This window comes from Mucilaginibacter sp. OK283, from assembly GCF_900110415.1.
In the GTDB taxonomy this organism is placed as follows: domain Bacteria; phylum Bacteroidota; class Bacteroidia; order Sphingobacteriales; family Sphingobacteriaceae; genus Mucilaginibacter.
On the sequence record NZ_FODR01000005.1, the window covers coordinates 414506 to 439469 of the forward strand.

The window sequence follows — 24964 nt, forward strand, 5'->3', positions numbered from 1 at the left end:
TTTTGCTTCAATCTATGTATTACACGAATGTATTAAATATATAGTTAATAAAGAAGAGAAATAAATAAAAAAATAGGGCTAACTAATTATGGATGTGTAGATTACAGATATGTTGATTTTAGATGTGAAAATTGCTATCTGAGTTCAGACACCATCTGCACATCTTAAATCTGAAATTTGCACATCTGAAACCTCATTGTTAGTATTTCTATGCTAATCTTACTTTCCCCTTTCGGCACAAAACCTTAATTTCGCTGTTTCAAGAAAAAGAGGAAAAGATTTTGGATTATTTACAGGGTTTAAACCCCGAACAAAGGGCAGCAGTAGAGCAAACCGAAGGGCCGGTAATGATTATTGCCGGCGCCGGATCGGGCAAAACAAGGGTGATCACTTACCGGGTAGCACACCTTATCCGCAAAGGTGTTGATCCGTTTAATATATTGGTTTTAACATTTACCAACAAAGCCGCCCGCGAAATGCGCGAGCGTATCACGCATGTAGTTGGCCCTGAGGCCAAAAACATCTGGATGGGTACTTTTCACTCGGTATTTGCCAAGATTTTACGCGTAGAGGCCGAAAAAATTGGTTACCCCAGCAACTTTACCATTTACGATACCGACGACAGTAAAAGCGTGTTACGCGCCATTATCAAGGAACTTAACCTTGATGATAAGTTGTATGCAGTAAACTTTGTGCTTAACCGTATTTCGGCATCAAAAAATAACCTGATATCATTCAGGGAATATAACAAGAACGAGCAGATACAGGCCGATGATATGTCGACAGGGCGTGGGCAGCTGGGGAAAATTTACGAAATGTATGCTACCCGCTGTTTCCGTGCCGGCGCCATGGATTTTGACGATTTGCTTTACAAAACCAATGAGTTACTTAAATTGCACCCCGATGTGCTTAACAAATACCAGCACAAGTTTAAATACCTGATGGTTGATGAGTACCAGGATACTAACTTTTCGCAATACCTTATTGTGAAAAAACTGGCCGCTGTTAATGAAAATTTATGTGTTGTGGGTGATGATGCGCAAAGTATTTACGCTTTCCGTGGAGCAAATATTCAAAACATCCTGAATTTTGAGAAGGATTACCCCGATTTGAAGGTGTTTAAACTGGAGCAAAACTACCGGTCGACCCAGAATATTGTGAATGTTGCCAACAGCATCATCAGTAATAATAAAGAGCAGCTTAAAAAGAACGTTTTTAGCGAGAAAGAAGCTGGCGATAAAATAAAGATAATGCGTGCCTTCAGTGATAACGAAGAGGGCAAAATGGTGGCCGAGGCTATAATGGAAGACAGGAGCCGGTTGGGAAAAAAATGGAATGATTTTGCCATCCTGTACCGCACTAATGCCCAGTCGCGCTCCATGGAGGAGGCCTTACGAAAGTTGGGGGTGCCCTATAAAATTTATGGGGGCTTATCATTTTATCAGCGTAAAGAGATCAAGGATTTAATCTCCTATTTCCGCCTTACGTTTAACCCCAATGATGAGGAAGCGCTGAAACGCGTTATTAATTACCCCAAACGCGGCATTGGCGATACCAGTGTTGACAGAATTATTGTAAGTGCCGATGCGCACCAGGTAACCCCCTGGGAGGTAATTGCCGAACCGGCTAAATATTATGATGGTAAGCCGCCATCGACCCTTGCGGCCTTTGCAACCATGATTCAAAGCTTCCAGGTGCTTGCTAAAACCAAATCGGCTTACGAGTCGGCTTTGTATATTGCGCAGCACTCAGGGCTTTTAAAAGACCTGTATGAGGATAAATCTGTAGAGGGTCTTAACCGTTACGAAAATATACAGGAGTTGCTGAACGGTATCAAAGAGTTTAGCGAGCGCGAGGATATTGAAGAGAAAGGCCTGGATGTTTTTATGCAGGATATTGCCCTGCTTACCAACGATGATAAGGATAAAGATAAGGATGCCGATACGGTATCGCTAATGACTATACATTCATCAAAAGGACTTGAGTTTTCGCAGGTGAACGTGGTGGGGCTCGAAGAAAACCTTTTCCCTTCGCAAATGTCGCTCAACTCGCGCAGCGACCTGGAAGAAGAACGCCGCTTGTTTTACGTGGCGGTAACGCGTGCCGAATCAAAACTTACCATTAGCTATGCCACATCACGTTTTAAGTTTGGAACGCTTATTAGCTGCGAACCAAGCCGCTTTTTGGATGAGATAGATGCCAAATACCTTGAGCTTGATTACAGCGCCAAACCAACAACCAGCAACAATCCATTTTTTGATGACGAGCGCAAAGCCTGGACCGGGGGGGGCAATAAACAACCTGATGCTTTCTCGAAACCAAAGCCTGCAACATCGGCACCTGTAAAAACAACATCAATACTGGCCAAGGCGCATGTGGTATCGGCAGGGTTTAAACCATCAGATACCTCAAACCTGCAGGTAGGTATGGAGGTAGAGCACGAACGCTTTGGCTTTGGCAAAGTGTTGAGCCTGGAAGGTAACAAACCCGATGTCAAGGCCACTATCTTTTTTAAAGAAATAGGCCAAAAACAACTGTTGCTAAAATTTGCTAAACTGTATATAATTAACAATATAAACTAACAGTTAATTCCGATTTTGTGGAATTGTTTCCCCAATCACACCAATTTCGCCACATAGATTGTGTTGAGACGACACAGATTTAAAGGTAAATTAATGATGGCATAACGTTTGGATATGTTTTAATAATTAATTTATTTATTGATACCCCAAATGAGCGAGATCACAAAAAAGAAGACAAATAAGTTTGTCGGCAAAAACATTCGTACCCTGCGCCACCAGCACGGCTGGAGCCAGGAAGATGTAGCAAACCGTTTAGGCATTTCTATCCCTGCCTTTTCAAAAATTGAAACAGGGGTCACGGATATCAACCTCTCGCGCCTGGAACAAATTGCAAATATATTTGAGCTTAACGTGGTTAACCTGCTTGCCCTTGATGCCGAAGAAATTGATCTTACACCATCCAATCTTAGCGTTGCCCAAAAGAAGCTGGTTGATCGTGAAACCGAGATTGCAAATTTGCAACGTAAAGTAATCTTACTTTATGAAGAATTGCGCAATAAAAGCGCTGTAGCCGTATAAATTTAATAGCTGTGTTGTAAATCTTACACATCCGGGTTTACCATACACTAATTGCTACACATTGCTCATCCGTTTTTTTTTGCTATTAAATATTGATTAATAATATTTAATAGCAGGAAACATTTGTAAAATTTATAGGCGATATAAACATAAAAGTTTTATATCGCCTTCTTATTTTAGGTTTTGGAGTAAAAATTGCGGCGTGTTTTTCACCCTGAAAAATATGCTCAATATGTCTAATTACCTGATTTCCATCTCAAAAAACGAAGCTTTAAAAAACGGTACTATTCATGATCCACACAGTAAGCTTAAAGTTAAAGCTTTTGATATGTTGCGCTCTACTTTTAAACCCCGTAAAGGCGAAATAACGTTTTTTGTTACGGCAGGCGATGAAACCCTCGCATTTGAAACGCAGGGCTACAAAAGGCACCGCCAGTTGCTTATACTGCAAATGATATCATGGTACTGTATTTACCTGGGGCTTTTTGAAGCCCAGATCCATAGTACGTTGCCAATGGCTTTTAATTTTAATTAGTTGCAACGGTTTTATTTAGATATCCGGAGGTTTGATTTTGTATTTTTAATGAATTTGAAGCTTTTGTAGTGTAACAATGCTAAGTTGTGAACCATTAGCCGAATTTGTTTATTTGATTTAAAACTAAAAATCACCCGGTATATTCATAAGTGGCTTGACTTTAGATAATTGTAACCGGTTTCAAACTCTTGGTATTGTTTCGAATGCCCGTGCTGATTTTTTTAACTGATCAGCTTGTGCCGGATTTTGGTGGGCTGTGCAGCATATCGCTCATCTCGATGATTTTTTCATCAATTTCGGATACACACCTATCCATCATGGCTATGCATTCTTTTTCGTCTACAAGCCCCTCTTTTTCCAGGTTGATAAGGCCGCGCAGGGTGGCTATAGGCCCCCGTATCTGGTGCGATAGGTAGGAGGAGTGTTCGGATAATTTGCGGTTTTTGATCTGGAGGTCTTTCGTGCGCTCGTCTATGATCTCTTCAAGGTGGTGGTTTATACGGTCAAGATTGTCTTTCTGTCGTGATACTTCGCCGTTGAGCAGGGTAAGCTGGGCATTTGTTTTTGCCTTGCGTTTTACGTTGCCAAACAACAACCCTATTACAACAAGTAAAAGGCCTGCAACTATCGTTACGGCCCAAAATTTGGTACGGTCATACGCCTGCCGTTCGGCAATGCGTTCGTTCTCTTTTATCTGTTCCTCCTGCTTTCGTGTGGCCTCAATCAGCTTCATTTGTACCGATGTATTGGTTTTAAAAGTGGCGCTGTCAATTTTATATATTTCGCGCAGGTAAAACATGGCCTTGGCGTAGTTTTTACGGTTATATTCCAGTTCGTATGTGGTATGTTTGTAATCGTATTCCAGTTTAGGGTCTTTTACAAGCCGGGTATAGTTTATACCTTCGTTTACTATATTTTCGGCCTCATCAAATTTTTTCTGGTTCATGTACAGCGATGCCAGCGTTAAATCAATACTGGCTATTGATTCGTTTAAATCCTGCCGTTTTGCGCTCGCGTTAGCTTCAAGCAACATCACTAAAGCCTTATCATATTGCCCCAGCTTAAAATAAACCACCCCAATATTTTGTGCGCATTGCACCAGGTTCACCGAATCTTTTAGTGATTTAAAAATAGACTGGCTGTTATTATAATATTTGAGTGCCTGGCTGTAGCTGTTTTTGCGGGTATAAACGTTGCCCAAATTAAGATTAAGCGAGGCAATTAAACGGATATCGTTTATTTTGTTGGCGATGGCCAGGGATTTAAAAAAGTAATCGAGCGATTTGTTGCTGTCATGATCGCGATAAAGATTGCCCATGTTATTATACACTTTGGCTTCGCCGCCCAGGTTGCCGGCCCTGGTAAAAAAAGTAGCGGCGCTTAAGTAGTTTTCAAATGATTTTTCGGGCTGATCAAGGTAATAATTGGCCAGGCCCAAAACACGGTATGCCTCGGCTATACCATTATTGTAATTTAATTTACGTGCCAGGTCCATAGCCTTGGTAGCGTCAATAACTGTTTGTTCAGGATCGGTTAAACGATTTGCCAGTGCCTGTTTATTGATGCGGATAATTTCATTCGTATCTGCCTTTGCATCTCCATCAAGATCCTTCGCGTATAAGGCAAATGTGGTAAGAAAAAATAAAAGAAATGTGATGGTTCTTTTCATTAAAGCGCTGTTACAATATATTGAAAGTGAAAGTTATAAATTATACCGAAATATATTAGCAATCCCTAAGAAAAAGATGTTGATAATTATTTTATGGATTTTTCTTGAAAATTAAAAAACATATCTATATTTGTCTTGTTAATTGATTGATATACAGTTTATTAAATTGCTGTAATATGAATTTAATAATATTTTTTTAGCATAAAAATGACGTTTAAAACTGCTTTTAGGCAGTGAAAAATATCAAGAAATGTTATATGTGTATTAATACGCTGCCTGTTGCTTAAATATAATTGATAAAGTATAAAGTTGCTTTGTTGATAATTGCGGGATTTTATGTTTAAAACTAACAATTTAATTTTATAAAATATGTACAATTTGGGTACAAAAATGTAACAATTTTTAACAGTAGTGCACATTATTTGGCAAAAAGAAGAGGATAAAATATAACTGGGAGATTTTACAGGCTATCAAAAAAAGCCTTTACAAATTGTTGGATCTATATGATTAATTAATACTTAAAATAATATAATTTTAATATAAAATATTTATAAATATGAAAAAATTGACACTCTTAACATTGCTTGTAGCAAGCACAGGAGTTTTATCATCAGCTGTTTTGATATCGCAAAAAAAAGTTGAGCAACCACAGGCGGCCGGTTTCATAAAGGTGGATTCGGGCTTTAAAAAAGACCTGGCAAATGCCGATTGATTATCAGGCAGCGAAACGAAAAAGAATAATTAGACTACAACAAGTACACAAAACATATAATGATCATGAAAAAATTCATCACCCTCACCCTGGCAGTTTTATTCACCGCGGTTATTTCGTCTTGTAAAAAGCAAACTATAATCCGCGAAACGGCGTCACTGCATTCGTACGAAAACAGTGCACGCAGGGATCTTGGCAGTGCAGATTAATTTTAAAATGATCAGTTAAAATATTTAAGAACTCAAAAATTAAAAACGAAATGAAAAAGTTCATCATCATAACCCTTGTTAGCCTAACCGCTGCAACAGGTATTTTATCATCACAAACTACTGTTAAACAAACCGCAAAACCAGAGGCAATTTCCCTTGCACCGTCAATATCGGGCTTCAAAAAGGATTTAGGCCAGGCCGACTAAATTATATACATCAATAACATTTACAATCAAACAAAATACTACATCCCCTTTCTTCAAATAAAAATCATGAAAAAGCAATCAATCATAGCAGCATTAGCACTAAGCACTATCCTTACATCATTTGTAAGCGCAGATAAAAAAACAGCAATCTTATCATCCAGTCAAACAGCTTTCACCGGCGGTCCGAAAAGGGACTTGGGTAATGCCGATTTCACCGGTGGTCCAAAAAGAGATTTAGGTAATGCTGATTTTGCTTTCACCGGCGGTCCAAAAAGAGACTTAGGTAATGCAGATTTCACCGGTGGTCCAAAAAGAGATTTAGGTAACGCAGATTTCACCGGTGGTCCAAAAAGAGATTTAGGTAATGCAGACTTTGCATTCACCGGCGGCCCCAAAAGAGATTTGGGTAATGCTGATTTCGCATTCACCGGCGGTCCGAAAAGAGACTTAGGTAATGCAGACTTTGCGTTCACAGGTGGCCCGAAAAGAGATTTAGGTAACGCAGATTTCACAGGTGGTCCAAAAAGGGATTTAGGTAATGCTGATTTTGCATTCACCGGCGGCCCCAAAAGAGATTTGGGTAATGCAGATTTCACTGGTGGCCCAAAAAGGGATTTAGGTAATGCTGATTTCGCATTCACAGGCGGTCCAAAAAGAGACTTGGGTAACGCAGATTTCACTGGTGGCCCAAAAAGGGACTTAGGCAATGCTGATTTCGCATTCACTGGTGGCCCAAAAAGGGATTTAGGCAATGCTGATTTCGCATTCACAGGTGGCCCAAAAAGGGATTTAGGCAATGCCGATTTCGCATTCACAGGCGGCCCCAAAAGAGATTTGGGTAATGCAGATTTCACAGGTGGTCCAAAAAGAGATTTAGGTAACGCAGATTTCACAGGTGGCCCAAAAAGGGATTTAGGTAATGCTGACTTTGCATTCACCGGTGGCCCTAAAAGAGACTTGGGTAACGCAGATTTCACTGGTGGTCCAAAAAGAGACTTGGGTAATGCAGATTTTACCGGTGGCCCAAAAAGAGATTTAGGCAATGCTGACTTCACAGCATAATTGTCTCTCCATTTTGACAGCTTATAACAACACCACAACATGAAAAAGATCATCATCGCAATAGCCATCATATTAACATCAGGAATTACAGCCTACTCATTAAATAATAAGGAAACAAAGGCAACTCCCGATACTACAAAAAACCAAACCGTGTCATTCACTGCTAAAGCAGGTCACGGTCCCAAAGCTGACCTGGGCACTGCCGATTAATTAACGTGGGCCGATGTGCTTTTCAGCTTTTAAAAGTACAGGCGTTCGTTTTCCCGAAACACTTTTATATTCCCTGGATATTTCGGGGAATTTGTGTTTGATAGGGCGCTTGGTTTTGTAACGTCCGTCGTTATGCAGCGTTCGCCCAAATCAATAAACATCAATATATTTGCGCCAAACTAAATACCATGCAGCACATAAAGCAATATGTTGATGAGCACAGGCAACGTTTACTCGACGAATTATTTGCCCTTTTGCGTTTCCCTTCGGTTAGCGCCGACCCCAAATACAAAACAGATGTTTTAAATACTGCCGACCATGTAGCCCAAAAGCTGCGCGACGCAGGCGCCGATAATGTAGAAGTATGCCAAACGGCCGGCTATCCCATTGTTTACGGCGAAAAGATAATTGATGCCGCAAAGCCAACCGTGCTGGTTTACGGGCATTATGATGTGCAACCAGCCGATCCTATCGAGCTATGGCACACGCCTCCGTTTGAGCCTACCGTGCGCGACGGCAAAATTTATGCCCGCGGCGCCTGCGATGATAAAGGCCAGTTTTATATGCATGTAAAAGCATTTGAGCTGATGATGCAAACAGATACCTTGCCCTGCAATATTAAGTTTATGATTGAGGGCGAGGAAGAAGTTGGCTCATCAAACTTATCCATATTTGTTAAGGCCAATAAAGAAAAACTGAAAGCCGATGTGGTGCTGATATCGGATACGTCGATGATCAGCATGGAGCATCCGTCATTAGAGACCGGCCTGCGCGGGTTATCGTATGTCGAGGTAGAAGTTACCGGCCCTAACCGCGATTTGCATTCGGGCGTTTATGGTGGAGCGGTGGCTAATCCTATTACTATCCTGAGTAAAATGATTGCCGCTATGCATGATGAAAATAACCATATCACCATCCCCGGCTTTTACGACGAAGTAATTGAACTTACCCCGGCCGAACGTACTGCCCTTAACAACGCACCTTATGATGAGGCTGAGTACAAGAAAGATCTTGATGTTGTTGAACTTTGGGGCGAAAAAGGCTATTCAACATTCGAACGCACCGGTACACGCCCAACTTTAGAGGTCAACGGCATTTGGGGTGGTTACATTGGCGAAGGCGCCAAAACGGTATTGCCATCAAAGGCCCACGCAAAAATATCTATGCGCCTGGTACCTAACCAAACATTTGAGCAGATTACTGAACTGTTTACTAAACATTTCCTGAGTATAGCCCCAGCCAATGTAAAGGTGAAAATAACACCGCATCACGGCGGCGAACCCGTCGTAACGCCAACAGATAGCATTGCCTACAAAGCCGCTCAAAAAGCCATCGCCGAATCATTTGGCAAAGAACCTATACCTACACGCGGCGGCGGTAGTATTCCTATTGTTGCCCTGTTTGAAGCCGAACTTGGCCTTAAAACAGTATTAATGGGCTTTGGTTTGGATAGTGATGCGCTGCACTCACCCAACGAAAAATACGATATCTTCAACTACTATAAAGGGATTGAAACTATCCCGTTGTTCCATAAGTACTTTGCTGAACTAAGCGAAGCTTAGTTTTGGAACAATGATTTTTAAATAAAAGATTCAAGGCCGGTGGATATTTCGCCGGCCTTTTTTATTTTGGTATGCCTAAGAAAACAGCTAAACAGATCGGGACAGCTAATCGAATAAATTGTTTTAAGTTTGACTTAACATCAAAGTAAACCTATCAACCATGACGAAAAACCAAAGTAAACGGCTATTGCTATCCTTGCTTTTTACCTTTATTTGTTGTTCTGTTTTATTTGCCCAGGAGGCTTTATTACCCACTGCCTGGACAAAAGCGGCTATGGACGCGCCTGTTCCGTTTCCCGAATATCCTAGGCCGCAATTGCAGCGTAGCGATTGGATGTGTCTTAATGGCCAGTGGGATTACCAGGGCGGAAAAAATGTGCAGGATGCGCTTGCTCCTCAAAAGCCATTGTCATTTGCCGGCGAAGTAAATAAAATCCGTGTTCCTTACTGTCCGGAATCCGTATTATCCGGCATTCAGCGTAAGCAGGAAATTAATATGTGGTACCGCCGTAGTTTTGAGGTGCCTTCCGGCTGGAAAAATAAACAGGTGATCATTCATTTTGATGCCGTAGCCCATCATACCACCTTATTTGTAAACGGCCACAAAGCGGGAGTACACGCCGGTAGCTATGATGCATTCAGCTTTAATATAACGCCCTTTTTAACAGCGGGCAACAATACTGTGGTTGTGGCGGCGTATGATTTAAATGATGGCCGTGTGCCATCAGGAAAAAGCGGGCCGCGTGGCGATTATACCTTCTGCTCGGGCATTTGGCAAACCGTTTGGCTGGAACCGGTTAACAAAACCTACATTGATAACATCCGTTTACTGCCCGACCTGGCAAATAACCGGCTAAAAGTGCAGGTAAATACACAGGGGAGCGGAAAATTAACTGCCGTGGCACTTGATGGCGACAAAGTGGTATCGCAAGCAGAATCAGCCCGCGATACTTACTTTTACCTGCCCATTAAAGCACCTAAACTTTGGTCGCCAGATGACCCATTTTTATACGATCTAAAGATCAGCCTGAAAAATGCCGATGGCAGCGTTGCCGACGAAGTGAAAAGTTACTTCGGGATGCGCGATATAAAATTGGGTAAGGTTAACGGCGTTATCCGTCCTTTAGTAAACGGCAAATTTATCATGCAGCTTGGCTTGCTCGATCAGGGTTACTGGCCCGATGGGGTTTTAACGGCACCTACAGAGGAGGCGCTTAAATATGATATCAGTTTCGCCAAAAATGCGGGTTTCAACCTTATTCGCAAGCACATGAAAACCGAGCCGCAACGTTTTTATTACTGGGCCGATAAAATGGGCTTGTTTGTTTGGCAGGATATGCCGGCCATCTGGTATCAAAATGAAGATACCCTTAAAACACGCAAGGAATTCCGGAAGGAATTGAAGGCGATTATGGACGATCATTATAATTCGCCATCCATCATTACATGGGTGCCTTTTAATGAAAACTGGGGCGCGTTTGATGTTAAAAATATAACCAATTGGGTTAAGCAGTACGACCCATCCAGGCTGGTTAATGGCAATTCGGGCTTTAATAATAACCCCTCGTATCAAAAAGCCTATGGCGACCCCGGCAATGGCGATTATGTAGATACCCATATCTATGTAGGTCCATACGATGCCTCGGTGCCCGACGACCGTCGCGCGGCATCTTTGGGCGAATTTGGTGGCGTTGGCCTGTTTGTTCGTAACCATATGTGGCCGGTAGAAAATAACGCCTATGATTATGAGCCAACAAAGGCACGCCTTACCGATAGGTATGTGTTTTTACTGGATGAGGTAGAACAGTTGATGAAATACAAGGGTTTAAGTGTTGCCATCTATACCCAAACCACCGATGTTGAACATGAAGTAAATGGCATATTAACCTACGATCGCGCTGTTGAAAAGATGGAGTTAAACAGGGTAAAAGCCGTAAATGAAGCAGTTATTAAGGAGAGTTATAAAATTAAGCCATAAGCTCGGAAATCATACACTCGTCATTGGTCATTTCGCTTCGTTGTCATTAGTCATTGTCGCTTCGCTTGTCATTGGTCATTAGTCGGATTTATTTGAGATTTTTAAAACAATCGTCAGCCAATCAAACTTGCCCCTAAATGACCAATGACCAATGACCAATGACCAATGACCAATGACCAATGACCAATGACCAATGACCAATGACCAATGACCAATGACCAATGACCAATGACCAATAATAATTGTATTTTTAAAAAATTATATAATTATTGCTGCATATGATGGATTGGCTAAAGCGTAACGGTATACATTTTGCCGTTGCGGGTGTTTTTTTGGTACTGTGTTTTTTATATTTTTCGCCTGCATTTCAGGGCAAAACGTTGGGCCAGGGGGATGTGCTTGGTGCGCAGTCGACCCAAAAAGAGATTATGGACTACTACGCCCGCGATACTACCATTTTATGGACTAACCAGATCTTCGGCGGTATGCCCGCATACCAGATCTGGGCACCTTACAAGGCCAACATCGCCACGCACATTATAGGTGTTATTGGCTACACCGTACCTAACCCGGTTGGTATGGTGCTGGTATTTTTGTTTGGTACCTACTTTTTATTTAATGTGTTAAAGCTTAGCCCGTGGCTGGCAGCAGCCGGTGCTGTGGCTTTTACATTTACAAGCTATAATATGATATTACTGGCGGCCGGTCATACTAACCAGGCTTTTGCCATCGCCTTTTTTGCGCCAATAATAGCCAGTATTATGCTGGCTTTAAGGGGGCGGTATTTGTTGGGTGCATCCTTATTGGCTTTGTTCCTGTCTATCGAAATTAAGGTGAACCACCTGCAAATGACCTACTACCTGATGCTGGCCATTTTGATTTTGGTTGGTATCGAGCTTTATCATGCTATAAAAAATAAAACCGTTACATCGTTCCTTAAGCCATTGGGTTGCTTGTTAGCGGCATCAATCCTGGCTTTCGCGGTAAACGCATCTACTTTGTGGAGCACCTATGAATATGGCAAGGATAGCTATCGTGGCAAATCAAATTTAACCACCGCCACCAAAGAGCCGCAAAATGGCCTGGCTAAAGATTATATTTACCAGTACAGCCAGGGTGTGGCCGAGTGCCTTACCTTTTTGGTGCCAAATGCCTCGGGTGGTGCATCGGGACCGGAACTGATTGATCAAAATTCAGAAACCGTTAAAGTATTTACCGATAAAGGCGAGCAGCCGGAGCAGGCTTTAAATTATGCTCAGCAAATTTCTTCGTTCCCCGGCCTGTCACTTTACTGGGGCGAGAAACGGCCGGGCACCAGCGGCCCCTATTATTTCGGTGCAAGTATTTGTTTCCTGTTTGTATTGGGCCTCATTATAGTAAAAAATCGAATGAAGTGGTGGCTGTTGGGTACAGCGGTATTAACTATGCTGCTGTCATTCGGCGGCAACTGGCCATATGTATCCGATATATTTCTGAAGTACTTTCCGCTATACAATAAGTTCCGTGCGGTTGAATCTATTTTGGCGGTGGCCGGGCTTTGCTTCCCCGTGCTGGCCTTCCTGGCCATACAGGAGGTTATTATTACGGTTGATAAAAAGGTTTTGGTTAAAAAGCTATTGCTTGCCTTGTATTTAACCGGTGGGCTGGTGCTGATATTGATCCTGGTGCCCGAATTGCTGCTCAGTTTCAGGCCAAGCGACCAGTTAAGCAGTATCACAAATTTAACTCAGGCTTTAAAAGGCGATGCTGCAACTGCTAACGCGTTGGCCAATGCGGTAGTAAAAGACCGGATTAATCTTGAACGCTCCGACGCCATCCGTTCGCTGGTATTTGTGCTGATTACTTTCGGTATTGTTTGGGCGCTTATAAAGCAAAAACTAAGCCTCATGACAGTATCTATGTTGCTGTTCGCTATCGTACTGGTTGACCTTTGGCAGGTAGATAAACGCTATTTAAAGGATGCCAATTTTACCGATAAACAGGAATCGGCAGTACCGCAAAGACCTGTTGATGCGGAGATAGCTAAAGATCCGGATCCTGATTTTAGGGTATACGACGCCACGGCCGCTATAAAACAAGATGTACAGAACCCGTTTTTCCATAAAACTTTAGGCGGGTACTCGGCTGCACGAATGAAACGATATGATGAGCTGATAGATAATCAATTTACCAGGGGAGCAAATCCGGCTGTATTGAACATGTTAAATGCCAAATATGTCATCGTGCCCGATTCATCTAAACAAGGACAAATGTTATTGCCAAATCCCGAGGCATGCGGTAATGCCTGGTTTATAAAAAGTATAAAATATGTTGATGGCGCAGACGCGGAAATGAAGGCACTTAGCAGCTTCTCGCCAAAAAACGAGGTCGTGGCTGATAAAAGTTATCAAAGCGTTGCCGGCAATTTGCAGGCAGGCGATACTACTTCCGTAATCAAACTGGTAAGCTATAACCCCGACCATATGACATACAAATCGGCGTCAAAAACAGGTGGCGTAGCGGTGTTCTCGGAGATATATTATGACAAAGGCTGGAAGATGCTGATTGATGGGATAGAGAAGCCATACTTCCGTGCCGATTACCTGCTGCGTGCGGCTTCAATCCCGGCAGGTGAACATAAAGTGGAGTTTGTATTTCATCCGGTATCGTATTATGTTGGGGAAGATATTTCGATGGCAGGTTCGGTGTTGCTTGTGCTGTTGCTGGGTGGTGCGATTTTTGGAGATAACTTAAAGAAAATGATAAGAAAGAAAAGCAAGGACAAATAATTTTGATTTGAATTGTTTAGAGATACCGGTAGTTTGTCAGAACTCGGATTAAGCAGATTTTTCGGATTATTTGGATTTGATTTGGAGGACGAGACAATCAAAAAAATCCCGGTATTCCTCTAATCCGATGAATCGCGGTTCAGACAAAAAAGCGTTAGGGATCGCAGCGGAAAGCCCGGAGCGAGGGGGTAGGGTGCGATGGCCTGCGAGGACTTGCAGCGTAAAGCCCGCCCGCAGGGAACGCCCAAAAAAGTATCAAGTAGTTAGTATCAAGTAGCAAGATTTTTGATAACCGGGAAAAAAAATTAAAAAGCCAAAACAATAGCATTGATATCGAATTCCACTTATGAACCATGAACCATGAACCATGAACCATGAACCATGAACCATGAACCATGAACCATGAACCATGAACCATGAACCATGAACCATGAACCATGAACCATGAACCATGAACCATGAACCATGAACAAATTTTATTATCTTCACGCATCACCATATACACTGTCATGAAGAAAACCCTTACCCTTGGCTTATTGGCGCTGTCGTCGGCAAGTTTCGCTCAGCAAAAAACATTAATTGGCTTTACGCCGGCATCGTCGGCAAAACAACTGGAAACCGAAAAAACGTTTGATGCAGGTTTAAGTCCGCAACGCATTGGCGAAACCATTAAAACACTTTCGGCATTTCCGCATAATATCGGTTCGCCGGGCAGCAAGGCTGTGGCCGAAAAGATATTGGCCATGTATAAAAGCTACGGGCTTGATGCGCATATAGAAACCTATACGGTACTTTTCCCAACGCCTAAAACGCGGGTGCTTGAACTAACCGGGCCGACAACTTATACGGCTGTGTTAAAAGAACAGGCCGTGCCGGAAGATGCCACATCCGGCCAGCCCAATCAGCTGCCAACTTACAATGCCTGGAGTGCCGATGGCGATGTTAGCGGTCCGCTGGTATTTGTAAACTATGGTTTGCCAGATGATTACATTAAACTGGCTGCCATGGGTATTGATGTTAAAGGTAAAATTGTAATTGCCAAATATGGCCGCTCGTGGCGTGGCATAAAGCCCAAAGTAGCCTATGAGCACGGAGCTATAGGCTGCATTATTTACTCTGACCCTGCTGATGACGGCTACTCTGCCGGCGATGTATACCCCAAAGGAGCGTACAAGAATGAATTTGGCGTGCAGCGCGGCTCGGTAATGGACATGGTGATTTACCCCGGCGATCCGCTTACGCCGGGCGTTGGCGCAACTAAAGACGTTAAACGTTTAGACAGAAAGGATGCAACCACGATATTAAAAATACCTGTATTGCCCATCAGCTACCACGATGCACAGCCGCTATTGGCCGCGCTTGATGGCCCTGTTGCACCCGGCGGGTGGGCAGGCTCGTTGCCTATAACTTATCACATAGGCGGCGGCAAGGCTGTAGCTCACCTTAAAATGGAATTTAACTGGGATATGGTGCCCGCCTATGATGTAATTGCCAAAATAAAAGGATCAACTTATCCCGATGAGTGGGTAATGCGTGGAAACCACCATGATGCCTGGGTAAACGGCGCTAACGACCCTATAAGCGGACAAGCAGCCATGATTGAGGAAACCAAAGCCCTTGGCGACCTGTTAAAAACCGGCTGGAAACCCAAACGCAGTATTATATATTGCTCATGGGACGGCGAAGAACCAGGACTGTTAGGATCAACCGAATATGCCGAGGCGCACGACAAAGAATTGCAGCAAAAAACGGTGGTATACATCAACTCGGATAGTAATGGCCGCGGCTTTTTAGGGGCAGGCGGTTCGCAGGCGCTGGAAAGTTTTATTGACGAGATAACAAATGGTATAACGGACCCACAAACCAAAGTAAGTGTGTTCGATAGGAAAAAGGCAATGCAACTGGTAAATGCCAAATCAACCGGCGACAAGAAAGAGATATTGGAGCGTAAAGGCGAAAAGCTGGAGGCGCTGGGTTCAGGATCTGATTTTTCTTCATTCCTGCAGCATTTGGGTATCCCTACGCTTGATTTCGGCTTTGGTGGCGAAGACGGCGGCGGCGAATACCATTCCATTTATGATTCGTTTGATGATTACAAACGTTTTAAAGATCCTGATTTTGCTTACGGCGTTGCCCTGGCCCAAACTGCGGGCCACTCGGTATTGCGCATGGCCGATGCCGAAGTATTGCCATTTGATTTCAGGAGCCTGCAAGCTACCATTGCTAAATATGCTACCGAACTTACCAAACTGGCCGATGATACCCGCGAAGCCACCAAAATTGATAACCAACTGATAAAAGCTAACGACTACACCCTGGCTGCCGACCCAACCCGCCTGTACAAAGCGCCTGTTGCTAAAGATACCGTACCCCCAATTGATTTTAAACCACTAACCGGCGCCCTGGATTCGTTAAAGAAAAGCGCCGATAAACTGGCTATCTACTGGAGGGCCGCCGCCCTGAAAGATGGTGACCACGATAAACTAAACAAACTCCTGTACCAGGCCGAGCAGCAATTGCTTGCCGCCGAAGGGTTGCCTCGGCGTGGCTGGTACAAACACACCATTTACGCACCGGGCTTTTATACCGGCTATGGTGTTAAAACCATCCCCGGCATCCGCGAAGCCATTGAACAACGTAACTGGGACGAGGTGAAACAGCAGATAGGAGTTGTGGCCGGCAGGATTAATGCATTGGCTGGATATTTGGCGACGGGAGCGAAGTAGGTCAGTTATCCAAGTTTTTTAGAACTATCTGGCTGATCATATGGGCCGTGCCTATGGCACTTATGCTTGTTTACATTTATGTACCCCGGGTTGAAACCCGGGGCTACAAAATGTTTCGGGCCGATGGCCCTTAGCTGCATTTGACCGGAACAGACATGGCTAAACATAATACAGAGGCGTAGCCTTGATCCATTTTGTAGCCACGGGTTTTAACCCGTGGTATAAGAACAAATGAAGAATGAGAGCCGTGGGCTCGGTATATATAAAAAATAGCAAATATTAACAGCCCCATAAAATGACAAATATCGCTGGCCTGAAAAGATGTATTTTTAAAGGAACGCAAACATGATTTAAATTACAAAACCAGAGGCGTAGCCTCGATCAATTTTGTAGCCACGGGTTTCAACCCGTGGTATAAAAATAAATGAAGAGTGAGAGCCGTAGGCTCGGTAAATATAAAATAAATAGTAAACATCAATTGCCCCGATAAAATGGCAAACACCTATCATCAAATTTACATTCAAACAATCTTTGCAGTTAAATACCGGGATGCTGTGATTGAAAAAAAATGGAGCGCCGAACTGTTTGGTGTAATAGGCAATCTAATCAATGAAACCAATTGCAAAACAATTATTGTAAATGGTGTGGAAGATCATGTACATTGTTTTATCGGCTTGAAACCTATTGTTTCAGTTTCGGATCTAATGCAAACAGTAAAAGCAAAATCATCAAAATATATTAATGATCATTCGTTAATCCCTAAGCGTTTTGAATGGCAGGACGGTTTTGGCGTATTTTCCTATAGCCAATCGCAGGTTGATAAAGTTTATAAATATATCCAAAACCAGGAAGAGCATCATAAAAAACAAACATTTAGAGAAGAATAATAAGCATTTGGGAAAAAATGAAGTTTATAGCTTCAAAAAGCTCCCCATTATTGGTGGCGAATATTCGGTAGATAACATAGAACCTACTGATATCAGCGTTCATTTTACATTAACGGGTATGATTCATGAACAAATCAAAGATTTGCCGGATGGGACAGAAGTGCAGATTAAACCCATTGATTAACTTGTAGGAGTTATTGCATACAAAATTAAGCGGCTACTTCTTATCAATTCAAAAACTTATTGATGGTTTTTACCAGTTTGTTAATATCGAAGGGTTTCGGTATAAAAGCGTCGTAACCAAAGTTTGCCAGTGATATGGCCATTTCATGATATGCGGATATTAATACCACGGGGATATGGGCGGTTTCTTTGTTTTTTTTGATCAGGATGCAAATTTGGCCGCCGTTTAACCCAGGCAACATATAATCGGTTAAAACCAGGTCGGGCGAGAAGTTTTTTATCGATCCGATAATATCATCGGTACGATTGATGCCGCTGACCGAAAAATTATTGAAATTTAAAACGGTTGTGAGCACGGCAAGAATGTCGTCATCATCTTCGATGATCAAAATATTTTTAGCCATGTGAATATTATATATGCTATATTAAATTCACGAATTGGCAAAAATGTTTTTTATTTTTTCAAAATTTAACGGCTTATTTATAAAGTCGATTACAAGAGGATTCTCTTTCGACCTGGTTACATCGTCGATGCTTACAGACGAAGTGAGTATATAGATTTTGCTTTTCTTTAACGAGTCAATTTTTAACCTGTCAAATTCGGCCAAAAATTGCCACCCGTCCATTACCGGCATAGCCAGATCCAGAAAAATAAAATCCGGAAGCTGCCCGGGGTTGTTTTCATTAATTTTGCTGAGCTCGTCTATTGCACTTTTGCCATTTTGGAAAGAGTCAATATGAGGATCCATCAGCACCTTTTTCATCAATGCTTTTACGATAACGCAATCCAACTCTTCGTCATCTATGACAAGAATGCTCACACCCGAATCAATAATTCCCATCAGCCGATAAACTATTAAACAACATTAATATTCCAATATGTTGTATATACGGGAATGAATTTATTTTGTTACAACTTTTAATTAAAACGGGTACATAAAAAATGGCGATGTGTTTTAACACATCGCCATTTTTTATGCTACAAATCACTAATTCACTAAATCAGTAACTCAATAATTAAAATCACTCCCCGTAATACACGTTGTTTTTCAAATCAACATCGGGTAATTCGTGTTCCGGGTCAATCACCATTGATTTAATTTTTGATGTTGATGGATATTTAAACGTCCATACGCCGCCGCGCTGCCAAACGTTTACCGGCAGGTGCAGGGTTTCAACCTTGCCGTTGGCCTGGGTAATTTTCAGGTCGACAGGCATGGCCATTTTTTCGTTGTTGGTAATGGTGATCAGGGCGCCATTTGCAGCGTTATCGTCAATATATTTAACGCCGGTAATGGCCTGGTCAATTTTCCAGGTAGTAGTAAACCAGCCTTTCCAAAACCAGTTCAGGTCTTCGCCGCTGGCATCGTTCATCGCGCGGAATAAATCGTAAGGCAACGGGTGTTTAAATGCCCAGTTTTTAATGTACTCGTGAAATGCATAATCAAAACGCTCGGGACCTAAAACCACATTACGCAAAATATCCATCCCTAAAGCGGTTTTAACATAGTACTGGCCGTAATCATTCAGGCCTATGGCTTCGGGCGCGGTCATCAGCGGATCTTTACTGTTGCGGTACATACCTAAAATGCGTTGCGCCTGTTTGCTGGTATCGTTATACTCGCCTTTGTTAAATTGTTGCGAGGCATATTCATTAATAAAAGTGTTGAAGCCCTCATCCATCCACATGTATTTACGCTCGTTTGAGCCCACTATCATCGGGAACCAGTTGTGGCCAATTTCATGGGTAACATCTCCCCACAGCTGGCCTTTTTTAAGGCCGCCAAGGCAAAATATAGCACCGGGGTATTCCATGCCAAGGGCAACGCCAGATACGTTCACAGCCGAGTTCCATGGGTATTCAAAATAAGCTTTTGAGTAAATCTCCATGCTGTTTTTCAGGTACTCGGTCGACCGGCCCCAGCTATCAACGCCGGCGCTCTCAACAGGGTAGGCCGACATAGCAAAACCCTTACGGCCCGATGGGAAATTAACCCTTGCAGCATCCCATATAAAAGCATTTGATGCGCCAAAGGCCACATCGCGGCTGTTAAGCATTTTGTAGTGCCAGGTAAGGCTTCCCTTAAACGGACGGGTTGACGATTTGCCAACTTCATTCTGTTTAATAAGCATTACTGTTTTATCGCTGCTTTTTGCTTCGGCCATACGGCTCAACTGTGCAGGCGATAATACCTCCTCGGGGTTCTGTAAATCGCCCGATCCTACAACTACCATATTGGCGGGGGCAGTTATGTAATAGTCAAAATCGCCGTATTCGCAGTAAAATTCGCCAAGGCCCATGTAGGGCAAGGTGTTCCAGCCTTCTACATCATCATAAACGCACATGCGGGGGTACCATTGGGCAATTTCGTAAACATAACCTTGTTTAAACTTTTTGCGGCCCATGCGGTCGGCACCGTAAAAAGGGATAGCAAAATCGTAGTTTATTTTTACGCTTATTTTTTCGCCTTTACCTTCCATTGGGGCATTCAGGCGCAATTGCATACGGGCATCGGTAATAACCGGGGTAACTTTATAGGTTTCGCCTTTGTAAGTAACCTCAACCGAGCCTATGTGGTAACCACCACGACTAAAGCCGCGCACATCAAAGCGGTCGCCGCTATAGGGGGTTACGGCTGCGCCGCGGGAATCGGGTTTAAATAAGTTTTGGTCAAGCTGCAGCCACAGGTAGTCTAATTGGTCGGGGCTGTTGTTGGTATAGGTGATGGTAACTTCGCCGGTAATGGTGGTATCTTTACCTTCGTTCAGGGCGGCTTTAATCTGGTAGTCGGCGCGGTTTTGCCAATAAGTTGGCGATGGTTTGCCGGCATTTGAGCGGGTGCCTTGCCCGGTTACCGGCCAGGTAATGGGGCCAAATGATTCCTGGTGATTATACTTAACAGAGTCGGTTTGTGCCGATGCCGGGTTTGCCGATGCAAATAAGCCAACAGCACATAAAATGTTGATCAGTTTTAAATAGCGCATTTTGTCAGTCAATAATAAAAACCGCAAATAAAGGGAAATAAATTGTGATGTTGGTAACAGGCTGGTTTAAAGTGGCTATAAATGTGGCGATATTCATATTTTATTCATGCTTTGTTCTTTTAGCAAGTTAATCAAAGCTACTTCTGATAGGTTTATTTATACCTTTATAGTAATATTTAATAACTACTAACCCTGATGCGTCAACCTAAACCAATAAAATATCTGCTATTGATTTTACTTTTTTTGTTGCCCGCTCAAATTGTTGCGGCCAACGCTATCGACGATCTGAAAACCGACAGCGACGTCTTAAATTTGTTGGTAAAACTTGATACTAATTTTTTAAACCATGGAAGACCATATATCGAAGTTTTGCCGACTGATAAATTAATACCTACCCTGAAATGTAGTGATATAGCCCGGCAATGGGATATAAAGACCTGGGAAAAGGTTGATTTTAATAATGATAAACTAACTGATCTATTGGTGACTGTAAGTGACGCGGGATCGGCCTATGTATATGCGATAATAGATCAACCATCCGGAGGCATGAAATTAATCCGAATAACACAAGGGCTGTCCCATGGTTGTCAGATAGCTAAGCCCATATGGATTGGTAATAAACAGATGTTGCGTTTTTATGCTGAAAGTTCTCTTTATAATGAAACTACAAAATCGCAAGACTGGACGCGAACAGACACCCTGATTTTTTTATACGGTGATTTTGTTGAATTTAACAACAAGCCCGACAATTACCAGGTTAAATCTGTTTATATTGAAACATCGGGTTGCTTTGGTACCTGTCCGGTATTTAAACTTAAAATATCTAAGGATGGAGAAGCCACCTACAATGCCAAATCATATAATCCTAAAAATGGAAATTATAGAGGTAGCGTTTCGTTAGATAGGTTGGCGCAAATAAAATCACTTATCAATTATATAGGGATTAAAATGCTTAAAGACTTCTACAGCGTAAATTGGACCGACGATCAAACAGCGCTGATTCAAATTGAATTTACTGATGGCACGGTTAAAACAGTTAACGATTATGGTATGATAGGTAGTTTTGGCCTTAGTCGACTATATAATTTACTTTTTGATTTAAGAAGAAGCGAAAAATGGGATTGGGTTAGTTTCGATTGAATAACTACCTATCCCGCCAAAACTTTTCCAAATAATCCCGCTTTAACCTACAGGTACAATTATATTCGCACATTGCATTGATAACGCAATACCATCTGCTATGAATAAACTTGCAAATTCCACCTCTCCATATCTATTACAGCATGCCAACAACCCTGTAAACTGGTACCCCTGGGGTAAAGAAGCCCTGGATAAGGCCAAAGCCGAGAATAAATTGATATTGGTAAGCATTGGCTACTCGGCCTGCCACTGGTGCCACGTAATGGAGCACGAAAGCTTTGAGGACGCAGCCGTGGCCGCCGTAATGAACGAGTATTTTGTTTGTATTAAGGTTGATAGGGAAGAGCGCCCCGATGTTGACCAGATTTACATGAGCGCCGTGCAACTCATGAGCGGCCGTGGCGGCTGGCCGTTAAACTGTATTTGCCTGCCCGATCAGCGGCCAATTTATGGCGGTACCTACTTCCGTAAAAACGACTGGACATCGCTGCTGTTTAACCTGGCCGATTTTTATAAACAAAAGCCGGAGGAAGCGGAGGAATACGCCGTTCGCCTGACAGACGGCATCCAAAAATATGAATCGATCCAGTTTATAGCCGATCAGCCGGACTACACAAAGGACGACCTGAAAGTTATCGGCGATAACTGGAAGCGATATTTTGACAGGCAGGAGGGAGGTACAGGCAATGCGCCCAAATTCCCGATGCCCAATAACTGGCAATTGCTGATGCGATATGCGCATTTGACCAACGACGACGAAATTGCCAAACAAGTAAAATTAACCTTGCATAAAATGGCTTTCGGCGGTATCTACGATCATATAGGCGGCGGCTTTGCCCGCTACTCGGTTGATGGCCGCTGGCATGTGCCGCATTTTGAAAAAATGCTTTATGACAATGCCCAGCTCATAACCCTGTACTCCGAAGCCTACACCTGGCAGCCAGATGAATTGTATAAAACAGTGGTTGATGAGATCATCCATTTTGCCACAACCGAATTGGCATCACCGGATTTGGGTTTTTACTCGGCTCTTGATGCCGATAGCGAGGGGGTAGAGGGTAAATTCTATATTTTTACTAAAACCGAAATTGAAACCATTTTAGGCGACGATGCCGACCTGTTTTGCATTTACTACCATATTACCCAAGACGGCAACTGGGAAGAAGAACACTCCAACGTGCTCTTCAGAAAAGAAACGGACGGGCAACTGGCCGAAAAGCTGGGCTTAGGGGTGGATGATTTGTTATTACAAGTAAAAGCATCCCGCAAAAAGGTGTTTGAAGCCCGCCGCCACCGTATCAGGCCAGGTTTGGATAACAAGATACTGGCATCATGGAATGGTTTGATGCTGAAAGGCCTGTGCGAAGCTTACCGGTCTTTCGCTGAACCGAAATACCTGGAAATGGCTTTGAAGAACGCCGATTTTATCATGAATAATCTTATAGGTCAAAATGGCAGGCTATCGCGGGTTTACGGCAGCCCGGTAATTGAATGTATCCCTGTAGCGTTTTTGGACGATTATGCCAACATCATTGATGGCCTTATAGCCCTGTACGAAGTTACCTTTAATGAATACTGGGTGCAGCAGGCAAAAGCCCTTGCCGATACTGCAATGGCTCATTATTACGATGAAGCTCATGGTATTTTCTTTTACACCGCCGATGATGATGAGCAATTGATAGCCCGCAAATCTGAAATTATGGACGGGGTTACGCCGGCCAGTAACTCGGCAATGGCACGCAACCTTAAAAAATTGGGCCTGCTTTTTGATAATGAAAATTATGCAGCGGTTTCGGCACAGCTGTTACGCAACATTATGCCACAGTTGGCAAAGTATGGTACGGCTTATTCAAACTGGACTATGTTATTGCTTGATGAAGTTTATGGTATTTATGAAGTTGCCGTAACCGGCTCCGAAGCCGAAACTGTAAGAAAGGAACTTGAAAATAATTACATACCCAATAAAATTATATTGGGAGGTACAAAAGGAAGTTTACCTTTGTTACAGGATAAGTTTGGTAAATCAACACAAATTTTTGTTTGTATAGATAAAACCTGCGGATTACCTGCTAATAACACGGCCGATGCACTAAAACAAATGCAGGCCTGATTGCTTATTTATAAAAACAGTAACAATGAAGATTGAACCACAGCACGTAGTGTCATTAACTTACGATTTGTATGTTGACCAGGATGGTACCGAAACTTTAACAGAAAGTGCCACACAAGAACAACCTTTAACTTTTTTGTTTGGTGCCGGCCAGATGCTGCCCAAATTTGAAGAAAACTTAAGCAGCCTTTCAACAGGTGATACTTATGAATTCCGTTTAACTGCAGGCGATGCTTATGGCGAATATGATGAGGAAGCCGTAGCCAACCTGCCTAAAGAAATGTTCCAGGGTGCAGAATTACCTGAAGTAGGTACTATTTTGCCTTTGCAGGATAATAATGGCAACCGTTTTCAGGCCCAGGTAGTATCAATAGCCGAAGATGCGGTAATTGTCGATCTTAACCACCCTATGGCCGGCCAGGAACTGCACTTTAAAGGCAGCATCCTGAACGTACGCCCGGCTACGCCAGAAGAATTATCACACGGCCACGCGCATGGTCCGGATGGTAATCACGCTCACTAAGTTTATTGATCGTAAAATATTTGGAAGCCCGTTATGTGAATAGCGGGCTTTTTTATATCCCTTAATACGCGTAATTGTGAGGTACGAAGCAATCCCCTGCATGCTAAGTCCCGCATAGTTCGGGATTGCTTCGTACCTCAATGACGGTAGTTTAGAGCATCGTTTAACTATATCCCTTTCACGTTATAACGATTTTTTTGCAGGTTTTACCTGGTGGGTACTCGCAATGGTGCCTTTCTCATAGCAGTTTTTTCCAGCGTAGGCTGGTGGTTACTCAATACTTCTTCTGCACATTAGCGATTGCAGCGAATACCTGCCCCGCGCTTAATGCCTGTGCAGTATAAGCGTAGAGCGCGGCCGCAGGCAACGCCCATGATGTTATTGGTAGAAACCAAAGC

At 42.8% G+C, this 24964-nt stretch carries 21 protein-coding genes; 17 read left to right on the forward strand and 4 right to left on the reverse strand.

Annotated features, from left to right (window positions below; translation table 11 throughout):
* The first annotated feature begins 281 nt into the window (after window positions 1–281).
* The 3 genes from BMX56_RS14710 to BMX56_RS14720 all read left to right on the forward strand — a co-directional run bounded on the left by BMX56_RS14710 (window position 282) and on the right by BMX56_RS14720 (window position 3636).
* Window positions 282–2582, forward strand: a complete 2301-nt coding sequence (locus BMX56_RS14710) for an ATP-dependent helicase (RefSeq protein ID WP_090649278.1) — start codon at window positions 282–284, stop codon at window positions 2580–2582.
* Window positions 2583–2732: 150 nt separating this feature from the next.
* Window positions 2733–3101: a helix-turn-helix domain-containing protein gene (locus BMX56_RS14715; RefSeq protein ID WP_090649281.1), complete on the forward strand. Its 369-nt coding sequence runs from the start codon at window positions 2733–2735 to the stop codon at window positions 3099–3101.
* A 232-nt stretch (window positions 3102–3333) separates the two neighbouring features.
* Window positions 3334–3636: a hypothetical protein gene (locus tag BMX56_RS14720; RefSeq protein WP_143065449.1), complete on the forward strand. Its 303-nt coding sequence runs from the start codon at window positions 3334–3336 to the stop codon at window positions 3634–3636.
* Between the two features lie 229 nt (window positions 3637–3865).
* Here BMX56_RS14720 and BMX56_RS14725 read toward each other — a convergent pair whose 3' ends face one another.
* Window positions 3866–5305 (reverse strand): tetratricopeptide repeat protein, encoded by a 1440-nt coding sequence (locus BMX56_RS14725; protein ID WP_090649287.1) that lies wholly within the window; start codon window positions 5303–5305, stop codon window positions 3866–3868.
* 556 nt (window positions 5306–5861) lie between these two features.
* Here BMX56_RS14725 and BMX56_RS30190 point away from each other — a divergent pair.
* From BMX56_RS30190 to BMX56_RS30215, 11 genes are all read left to right on the forward strand, one after another.
* Entirely contained in the window at window positions 5862–6017 is a 156-nt protein-coding gene (locus tag BMX56_RS30190; RefSeq protein WP_177183821.1) for a hypothetical protein, read from the forward strand.
* 65 nt (window positions 6018–6082) lie between these two features.
* Window positions 6083–6226 (forward strand): hypothetical protein, encoded by a 144-nt coding sequence (locus BMX56_RS30195; protein ID WP_177183822.1) that lies wholly within the window; start codon window positions 6083–6085, stop codon window positions 6224–6226.
* A gap of 50 nt (window positions 6227–6276) precedes the next feature.
* Window positions 6277–6432 carry a hypothetical protein gene (locus BMX56_RS30200; RefSeq protein ID WP_177183823.1) on the forward strand — a complete coding sequence of 52 codons (156 nt, stop codon included), beginning with the start codon at window positions 6277–6279 and terminating at the stop codon, window positions 6430–6432.
* Window positions 6433–6498: 66 nt separating this feature from the next.
* Entirely contained in the window at window positions 6499–7494 is a 996-nt protein-coding gene (locus BMX56_RS30205) for a hypothetical protein (protein ID WP_177183824.1), read from the forward strand.
* Window positions 7495–7533: 39 nt separating this feature from the next.
* Window positions 7534–7704, forward strand: a complete 171-nt coding sequence (locus BMX56_RS30210; protein ID WP_177183825.1) for a hypothetical protein — start codon at window positions 7534–7536, stop codon at window positions 7702–7704.
* Window positions 7705–7892: 188 nt separating this feature from the next.
* Window positions 7893–9266, forward strand: a complete 1374-nt coding sequence (locus BMX56_RS14740; RefSeq protein WP_090649296.1) for a dipeptidase — start codon at window positions 7893–7895, stop codon at window positions 9264–9266.
* Window positions 9267–9426: 160 nt separating this feature from the next.
* On the forward strand, window positions 9427–11244 hold the full coding sequence (locus BMX56_RS14745) for a glycoside hydrolase family 2 protein (protein ID WP_090649299.1): 1818 nt from the start codon (window positions 9427–9429) through the stop codon (window positions 11242–11244).
* 278 nt (window positions 11245–11522) lie between these two features.
* Window positions 11523–14012: a glycosyltransferase family protein gene (locus BMX56_RS14750; protein ID WP_090649304.1), complete on the forward strand. Its 2490-nt coding sequence runs from the start codon at window positions 11523–11525 to the stop codon at window positions 14010–14012.
* A 509-nt stretch (window positions 14013–14521) separates the two neighbouring features.
* Entirely contained in the window at window positions 14522–16738 is a 2217-nt protein-coding gene (locus BMX56_RS14755; RefSeq protein ID WP_090649307.1) for a transferrin receptor-like dimerization domain-containing protein, read from the forward strand.
* 491 nt (window positions 16739–17229) lie between these two features.
* Window positions 17230–17625 (forward strand): IS200/IS605 family transposase, encoded by a 396-nt coding sequence (tnpA, locus tag BMX56_RS14760; protein ID WP_218152421.1) that lies wholly within the window; start codon window positions 17230–17232, stop codon window positions 17623–17625.
* Between the two features lie 7 nt (window positions 17626–17632).
* The gene (locus BMX56_RS30215) at window positions 17633–17809 is read left to right on the forward strand and encodes a T6SS immunity protein Tdi1 domain-containing protein (protein WP_177183826.1); all 177 of its coding nucleotides are present in this window, start codon (window positions 17633–17635) and stop codon (window positions 17807–17809) included.
* 43 nt (window positions 17810–17852) lie between these two features.
* Here BMX56_RS30215 and BMX56_RS14770 read toward each other — a convergent pair whose 3' ends face one another.
* The 3 genes from BMX56_RS14770 to BMX56_RS14780 all read right to left on the reverse strand — a co-directional run bounded on the left by BMX56_RS14770 (window position 17853) and on the right by BMX56_RS14780 (window position 20793).
* The gene (locus BMX56_RS14770) at window positions 17853–18212 is read right to left on the reverse strand and encodes a response regulator (RefSeq protein WP_090649313.1); all 360 of its coding nucleotides are present in this window, start codon (window positions 18210–18212) and stop codon (window positions 17853–17855) included.
* Between the two features lie 27 nt (window positions 18213–18239).
* Window positions 18240–18650 carry a response regulator gene (locus BMX56_RS14775; protein WP_090649316.1) on the reverse strand — a complete coding sequence of 137 codons (411 nt, stop codon included), beginning with the start codon at window positions 18648–18650 and terminating at the stop codon, window positions 18240–18242.
* A gap of 181 nt (window positions 18651–18831) precedes the next feature.
* Complete coding sequence (locus BMX56_RS14780) at window positions 18832–20793, reverse strand: M1 family metallopeptidase (RefSeq protein ID WP_090649319.1); 1962 nt, start codon at window positions 20791–20793, stop codon at window positions 18832–18834.
* Window positions 20794–20988: 195 nt separating this feature from the next.
* Here BMX56_RS14780 and BMX56_RS14785 point away from each other — a divergent pair, with 195 nt between their 5' ends.
* The 3 genes from BMX56_RS14785 (at window position 20989) to BMX56_RS14795 (ending at window position 24566) form a co-directional block, all read left to right on the forward strand.
* A complete protein-coding gene (locus BMX56_RS14785; protein ID WP_090649322.1) occupies window positions 20989–21933 on the forward strand; it encodes a DUF6438 domain-containing protein in 945 nt (314 codons plus the stop codon).
* 100 nt (window positions 21934–22033) lie between these two features.
* Complete coding sequence (locus tag BMX56_RS14790; RefSeq protein ID WP_090649325.1) at window positions 22034–24043, forward strand: thioredoxin domain-containing protein; 2010 nt, start codon at window positions 22034–22036, stop codon at window positions 24041–24043.
* Window positions 24044–24068: 25 nt separating this feature from the next.
* Window positions 24069–24566 carry an FKBP-type peptidyl-prolyl cis-trans isomerase gene (locus tag BMX56_RS14795; RefSeq protein WP_090649328.1) on the forward strand — a complete coding sequence of 166 codons (498 nt, stop codon included), beginning with the start codon at window positions 24069–24071 and terminating at the stop codon, window positions 24564–24566.
* Window positions 24567–24964: the final 398 nt, after the last annotated feature.